A 7,112-nucleotide genomic window follows, 5' to 3' on the forward strand; every position below is an offset into this window, starting at 1 on the left:
GAAGACGCGGTGATGGCCAAGGCGGTGATGATGCGCGGGCGCATGGTGCACCCGGTCAACGGGGAACCGCAGCTGCAGCGCTATGGCCGCGACGACAGCGAAGTGATCTGGTCGATCCATCGCGCCGCCTTGAACGTGGCCTTGCTGGATCTGGCCGAACAGGCCGGCGCCACCGTGCACTTCTACCGTCGCCTGCACACGGTCGATTTCGATGCCGGCTACGCGCGCTTCATCGACGACCGCGACGATCAGCCGCACGAGATCCACTTCCAGAGCCTGATCGGCAGCGATGGCGCCGGCTCGGCGCTGCGCGCGGCCATGCAGCGCAAATCGCCGCTGGGCGAGCGCATCGAGTTCCTGGATCACTCCTACAAGGAGCTGGAAATCCCGCCGCTGCCCGGCGGCGGCTTCCGCATCGAGCGCAACGCGCTGCACATCTGGCCGCGCGGGCGCTACATGTGCATTGCGCTGCCCAACGACGGCGGCACCTTCACCGTGACCTTGTTTTTGCCCAACGCCGGCGAGCCCAGCTTTGCCACCACACGCACCGGGGAAGAAGCGCATGCGCTGTTTGCGCGCGACTTCCCGGACGCCTTGCCGCTGATTCCGCAGCTCCAGGAGCACTGGGAAGAACATCCGCCCGGCCTACTCGGCACCCTGACCCTGGACCGCTGGCATCTGGACAACCGCGCCTTGCTGATCGGCGATGCCGCACATGCGATGGTGCCGTTCCACGGCCAGGGAATGAACTGTGCGTTCGAAGACTGCGTGGCGCTGGCCGAACAGATGGACGTGCACGACGACATTGGCAGCGCATTTGCCGCCTTCGAGGCCGCACGCCGCGACGATGCCGCGGCAATCCAGCAAATGGCGCTGGACAACTATCTGGAGATGCGCGACCGCGTGGGCGATGCGCAGTTCCTGCTGCAGCGCGAACTCGAACAGCAATTGCAGGCGCGCTGGCCCACCCGCTTCGTGCCGCACTACACCATGGTGACCTTCCTGCGCACGCGCTACTCGATCGCACTGGCGCGCAGCGAGATCCAGCGCGAGATCCTGGTCGATGCCACGCGCGGTCACAGCGATCTGTCGCGCATCGACTGGGCTGCGCTGGAAACCAGCGTGCACGCGCGCCTGGAGCCACTGGAGGGCGCGCACTGACGACTGCGACGGCAGTGGCCCACGGCAACACTGCCTGCGCTGCAGGCCATGCCCTGGCGTCACCCGGGTCTTAGCTGATCTCTCTAGCGTCGCAGTCGGCGGCTGCGCGACAGCTACAACTGCCCTGCGCGTGCCGGTCGGTTAGTCAACGCAAATCGCCGGCGCACCGGGCCACTGCACGCGCGCACCATCCACGCGCACCAACCCTCCGCACAGCCGCGCCTCAGCGTGCCGGTGCTGCGATGGGGGATACTAGGCGGCACCGGCAGCGCATACGCCGTGCGCTGCGCATCTGGATCTTGCACCCGCATGCCTGACAGCTTTCTCTTCTACGACCTGGAAACCTTCGGCCAGGACCCGCGCCGCACCCGTATCGCGCAGTTCGCGGCGGTGCGCACCGATGCGCAGCTGCGGGTGATCGAAGAACCGATCAGCTTCTTCGTGCAACCGGCCGACGATCTGCTGCCCTCCCCGTACGCCACCATGGTCACCGGCATCACCCCGCAGCATGCGTTGCGCGAGGGCGTGAGCGAAGCCGAGGCATTTGCACGTATCGCCGAGCAGATGAGCCGGCCGCAGACCTGCACGCTGGGCTACAACTCGATCCGCTTCGACGACGAGTTCGTGCGCTGTGGCCTGTTCCGCAATTTCTACGATCCCTATGAGCGGGAATGGCGCGGCGGCAATTCGCGGTGGGATCTGCTGGACGTGCTGCGCCTAGTGCACGCACTGCGCCCGGATGGCATCGCCTGGCCACAGCGCGAAGATGGCGCCACGTCGTTCAAGCTGGAGCATCTGGCCGAAGCGAACGCCGTGCGCGAAGGGGATGCGCACGAAGCGCTGTCCGACGTGTACGCCACCATCGGCATGGCGCGCAAATTTCAGCAGCATCAGCCCAAGCTGTGGGACTACGCCTTGCGCCTGCGCGACAAGCGCTTTGCCGCCACCCTGCTCGACGTGATTGCGATGGAGCCGGTGCTGCATGTGTCGCAGCGCTACCCGGCCTCGCGCCTGTGTGCCGCCGCAGTATTGCCGCTGACGCGGCATCCGCGCATCGACAGCCGGGTGATCGTGTTCGACCTGGACGGCGACCCGGAGGTGCTGTTGCGCCTGAGCCCCGACGAGATTGCCGACCGGCTATATATCCGCGCCGCGGATCTGCCCGAGGGCGAGCAACGCATTCCGCTGAAAGAGGTGCATCTGAACAAATCGCCGGCACTGGTGTCCTGGCAGCACCTGCGCGCGGCGGACTTCCAGCGCCTGGGCCTGGACCGCGACGTGGTGATGGCCAAGGCCGCACGGCTGCGCGAGCTGGGGCCCGCGCTCGCCGAAAAGGTGCGCCAGGTCTACGGCAACGACCGCGCCGCTGCCGCAGCGGCCAACGATGCCGACGCCTCGCTCTACGACGGTTTTCTGGCCGAGGGCGACAAGCGCTTGCTGGCCCAGGTCCGCGCCAGTGCGCCAGACGAGCTGGGCGCCCTGGAAGCGCGTTTCCGCGATCCGCGCCTGGTCGAACTGCTGTTCCGCTACCGTGCGCGCAACTGGCCGCAGACCTTGTCGCCCGAAGAACACGACCGCTGGAACGTCTACCGTCGCCAGCGCCTGCTGGAAGACCGCGGGTTGGGCGAAGTCACCCTGGAGCAGTATGACGCGCAGATTGCAGATTTACGGCTCGCTCACCCCGACGATGCTACCAAGCAAGCCCTACTCGACCAGCTCGCCGCCTGGGGTTCGGACCTCCAACGCACGCTATGACCACCTACTTTTCCGACGCCAGCTTCAAATTCCTGCGTGCCCTGGCTCGCCACAACGACAAGACCTGGTTCAACGACCATCGGCACCAGTACGAAGCGCATGTGCGTCAGCCGTTCCTGCAGCTGATCACCGATCTGCAGCCGGCATTGGCGCAGGTCAGCGAGCACTATCGCGCCGACCCCAAGACCCAGGGCGGCTCGCTGTTTCGCATCTATCGCGATGCGCGCTTTTCCAACGACAAATCGCCGTACAAGAACTGGCAGGGCGCGCGCCTGTTCCATGAGCGCCGCCGCCAGGTTCCCGCGCCGTCGTTCTACATCCACCTGCAGCCGGGCGAGAGTTTCGTCGGCGCGGGGCTGTGGCACCCGGAGCCGGACACGCAACGCAAGCTGCGCCAGTTCATCTTCGAAAACCCCGGCAGCTGGAAAGCCGCTGCATACGCACCCAAGCTGCGTCGCAAGTTTGCGTTGGACGACAGTGAAAAACTGGTGCGTGCACCGCGCGGTTTTCCAGCCGATTTCGAGTTCATCGACGATCTCAAGCATCGCAACTGGGCGTATCTGCGCCACCTGGACGATGCGCTGATGACCGGCCCGCGCCTGCGCCAGACCATCGAGGCCGATCTGGTGACATTGGCGCCGTTTGTCGATTACCTGTGCGCCGCGCTGGATCTGGAATTTTGACAGCGCATGCAGTGCCACCGCTGGGCGGTGCGCTGCCGTCGATCAGTGCGTGCCGGCCATTTGCCGCAAAGTGCAGGCAACCACCACCGCCCTTGGCAACGGAATGCGAACGATGAAAAAACGCTGGTGGTTATTGCCCTTGCTGATCGTCGCCTTGCTGGCCGGTTATGTGGTGGCAGGGCCGTACCTGGCCATCCGCGGCATCAGTCAGGCGGTCGCCGACCGCGATGCCGGGCAGCTGGATCGCCATGTCGATTTCCCCAGCCTGCGCGTCAACCTCAAGGCGCAACTGGACGATTACCTGATCCGCCAGGCCGGCAGCAGCGCGCAGTCGAGCCTGTTCGGCGGTGTTGCGCTGCGGTTGGCCAGCGGCATCAGCGGCGCAGGCGTGGATACCTTGATCACGCCCTTGGGCATTGGTGCACTGCTGCAGGGCCACAGCGTGTGGAACCGCGTCATCGGCGACACCGTCAGCGCCGACACCTATGCCGCGCCATCTCCTGCCCGCCCGCTGCAGGGCGCGACGCAACGCTTCGAATCCACCCGCCGCTTCACCGCCACCACGTACACCGCCACCGGCGCACCGGTGGTGTTCGTGCTCACCCGCCGGGGCCTGCGCTGGCGACTGACCGACATCCAGCTGCCGCTCGGCGACCAGGGCGATTCGCCCACGCCGTAGGCGTTGCGTACGGATGCGGACGACCTGGCGTGCGAGCAAGCGCTGGTCGACACGCTGCACCAATGGCCTGCACAGTCAGCGGGCGAGCGCCGCGTGGCTGCCGCCATCCCCGCTTGGCGCACCACGCAGGGTGACGCCTTACGCAAACCGCCAGGCGCGCTCGGTCCATGCCGCCTGCAGCCGCAGCATCGAAGGTCGCAGCTGCCGGCGTGCTGCCCACGGCAACGGCGCCAGGACCTGTTCCGGGGTTGCCGGGGTATGTCGGCGGTTCCAGGCAAACACCACCTGATTGCGCAGGTCCGGCTCGGGCAACGCCAGCACCAGACCGTCGAATAGCGAACGCAGCTGTGCCAGGTGCCCGGCGATGGGCACGTCGTACAGGTTGAACGCCAGCACGCCGTCAGGGGTCAATGCCGCGCGGCACTGCGCGTAGAACGCCGGCGTGCACAAGGCCGGCGGAATCCCGTCGGTGTCGTAGGCATCCAGCAGCAACAGGTCATAGCGACCGGCACGCGGGCCGATCCACTGCGCGCCATCGCCCAGGCTGATCTCCAGCCGCGCATCGTCGCGCGGCAGCGCGAACGCATCGCGCAGCGCCAGCACCTGCGCATCGGCTTCCACCGCCTCCACGCGTGTGTTGCGCAGATACCGATGGCAGAACTTGACCTGCGCACCGCCGCCCACACCGATCACGCCGATGCGCTCGGGCCGCGGCTGCAGCCACAACGCCGCCAACATGCTGCGCGTATACGGCAGCATCAACCGATGCGGCGCCCAGCGCGACATGCGTGTCTGGACCGTCTGCTCGTCGAAGCACAGCTCCAGGGTGCGCCAGCGACGGCGCAGCGCAGCGCGTCCGGGCGGCGGCTCACTCATATGCCCGGCGGATCGTTGGCCACGCCGTGCGGCACATGGCCGGCTGCCACGTGCTGATGCTGGCGTGCGCTATCGATGTTGTGTTGCGAGTCATCGAAGAAGATGTCTGCACCGAAGGCTTCCAGGAACGGCCCCTTGTGCCGCCCGCCCAGAAACAGCGCCTCGTCCAGCCGCACGCCCCATTCGCGCAGCGTGCGGATCACCCGCTCATGCGCCGGTGCAGAGCGCGCGGTGACCAGCGCGGTGCGGATCGGCGACGACTCGCCGGCCGGAAACGCCGCCTGCAACGTGTGCAGCGCGGAGAGAAAATTACGGAAAGGCCCCACCGATAGCGGCTCGCGGGCACGCTCGCGCTCGTGCCGCCCGAATGCCTCGACACCCTGCTCGCGGGAAATGCGCTCGCTCTCGTCGCCAAAGATCACCGCATCGCCATCGAAGGCGATACGCAGCTGGGTGGACAGGCGGCTCTCGTCGTTGTCCACGATGGCCGCAGCCGCCTCGGCACGCTCGCCCGGCGCACGCGGCATGATGGTCGCTGCGGCGATGCCATGGGTGAGCGCGCGCCGCACCGATTCCGGATTGGCCGACAGGAACAGATCGGTGCCGAACGGCTTCACATACGGCCAGGTCGGCTCGCCGGAGGTGAAGGTGGCGCGTACGATGCCCAGGTTGTAGTGCTGGATCGAGTTGAAGATGCGCAAACCGGTATCGGCGGAGTTGCGCGACAACAGGATCACTTCCACCCGCGGGGTCTCCTCGGGCACATCGTGATTGAGCGCCAGCAGCTTGCGCACCACGGGGAACGCCACGCCCGGTTGCAGGATGTCGTCTTCGTGCTCGCGCTGGAACGCCGAATACGCCTCCACCCCGCTGGCCTCGAACAGGGCATGCCCTTCTTCAAGATCGAACAGCGCGCGCGAGGTCACCGCGACGGTCAGGAGCCTGGGGGAGTTGTCAGCCATTTGGGTGCCGGGATTCGGGATTCGGGAATCGGGATTGGTGAGCAGCAGCGCGTGCGGATTTGAGATCAGGAACACGATGGCGCGAGCCGCATCGTAACGCGTCGACGTGCTCGCAGGCGGCCAGCGTGCGCGGCTCCCGTCGTTGCCAATCCCGAATCCCCAATGCCCAATCCCCGCCCCTCACACCGCAAACTGCTCGCTGAAGATGCGCTCTTCCAGGTTGTGTTCCGGATCGAACAGCAACGTGACCCGGCGCTCGGTGGATTCGCGGATGGTCACTTCCACCACGTCGCGGATCTCGTGCGAATCGGCGGTGACGCTGACCGGGCGCTTGTACGGATCGAGCACGCGAAAACGCACTTCGGTATCGGCCTTGAGGATGGCGCCGCGCCAGCGGCGCGGGCGGTACGGCGCGATCGGCGTCAGTGCCAGCGTATGCGAGCCCAGCGGCAGGATCGGCCCATGTGCCGAATAGTTGTAGGCGGTGCTGCCGGCCGGTGTGGCCACCATCACCCCGTCGCCGATCAGCTCGGCGATGCGGGTCTGGCCGTTCAGATCCACGCTGAGATGCGCGGCCTGGCGGGTCTGCCGCAACAGCGAGACTTCGTTGTACGCCAGCGACCCGGCGCTGCTGCCGGATTCGGTCTGCACCAGCATTTCCAGCGGCCGCAGATGCGCCGGCTCGGCACGTTGCAGACGGGCCAGCAAGTCGTCTTCATCGTCGCGATACTGGTTCATCAGGAACCCGACCGACCCCAGCTTCATGCCGAACACCGGCTTGTCGGCGGCACCGTGGCGATGCAGTGTCTGCAGCATGAAGCCGTCGCCGCCCAGGGCGCAGACGACATCGGCCGTCTCCAGCGGATGATCGCCATAGCGCTGCACCAGGCGCGCGCGCGCGTTGGCCGCGGGCTCGGTGGGGCTGGCCAGAAAGGCGATGCGGGGTGGTGCGGTCATTGTCGACTCCAAAGCATGCGAATCAGCATACCGCAGCCC

Annotated in this window: 7 protein-coding genes; 4 read left to right on the forward strand and 3 right to left on the reverse strand. The window is 66.7% G+C overall.

Features of this window, described 5'->3' with window-relative positions:
* The 4 genes from OZ10_RS18690 to OZ10_RS18705 form a co-directional block, all read left to right on the forward strand.
* The coding region (locus OZ10_RS18690; protein ID WP_039566498.1) for an FAD-dependent oxidoreductase at positions 1 to 1,161 on the forward strand (1,161 nt) is incomplete at its 5' end.
* A 309-nt stretch (positions 1,162 to 1,470) separates the two neighbouring features.
* Positions 1,471 to 2,916 (forward strand): exodeoxyribonuclease I, encoded by a 1,446-nt coding sequence (gene sbcB / locus OZ10_RS18695; RefSeq protein WP_039566500.1) that lies wholly within the window; start codon positions 1,471 to 1,473, stop codon positions 2,914 to 2,916.
* On the forward strand, positions 2,913 to 3,599 hold the full coding sequence (locus OZ10_RS18700; protein WP_039412460.1) for a DUF2461 domain-containing protein: 687 nt from the start codon (positions 2,913 to 2,915) through the stop codon (positions 3,597 to 3,599). The genes sbcB and OZ10_RS18700 overlap by 4 nt, the downstream gene beginning before the upstream one ends.
* Positions 3,600 to 3,711: 112 nt before the next feature.
* Positions 3,712 to 4,278: a DUF2939 domain-containing protein gene (locus OZ10_RS18705; RefSeq protein WP_039412458.1), complete on the forward strand. Its 567-nt coding sequence runs from the start codon at positions 3,712 to 3,714 to the stop codon at positions 4,276 to 4,278.
* 138 nt (positions 4,279 to 4,416) lie between these two features.
* Here OZ10_RS18705 and OZ10_RS18710 read toward each other — a convergent pair whose 3' ends face one another.
* The 3 genes from OZ10_RS18710 to OZ10_RS18720 form a co-directional block, all read right to left on the reverse strand.
* Positions 4,417 to 5,154, reverse strand: coding sequence for a spermine/spermidine synthase domain-containing protein (locus OZ10_RS18710; protein WP_039412457.1), 738 nt, complete (start codon positions 5,152 to 5,154; stop codon positions 4,417 to 4,419).
* The gene (locus tag OZ10_RS18715; RefSeq protein WP_039412456.1) at positions 5,151 to 6,116 is read right to left on the reverse strand and encodes a 5'-nucleotidase; all 966 of its coding nucleotides are present in this window, start codon (positions 6,114 to 6,116) and stop codon (positions 5,151 to 5,153) included. Before OZ10_RS18715 ends, OZ10_RS18710 begins: the two co-directional genes overlap by 4 nt.
* A 180-nt stretch (positions 6,117 to 6,296) precedes the next feature.
* Positions 6,297 to 7,073 carry an NAD kinase gene (locus OZ10_RS18720; RefSeq protein ID WP_039412455.1) on the reverse strand — a complete coding sequence of 259 codons (777 nt, stop codon included), beginning with the start codon at positions 7,071 to 7,073 and terminating at the stop codon, positions 6,297 to 6,299.
* Positions 7,074 to 7,112: the final 39 nt, after the last annotated feature.

The sequence above is a fragment of the Xanthomonas cannabis pv. cannabis genome (assembly GCF_000802365.1).
In the GTDB taxonomy this organism is placed as follows: domain Bacteria; phylum Pseudomonadota; class Gammaproteobacteria; order Xanthomonadales; family Xanthomonadaceae; genus Xanthomonas; species Xanthomonas cannabis.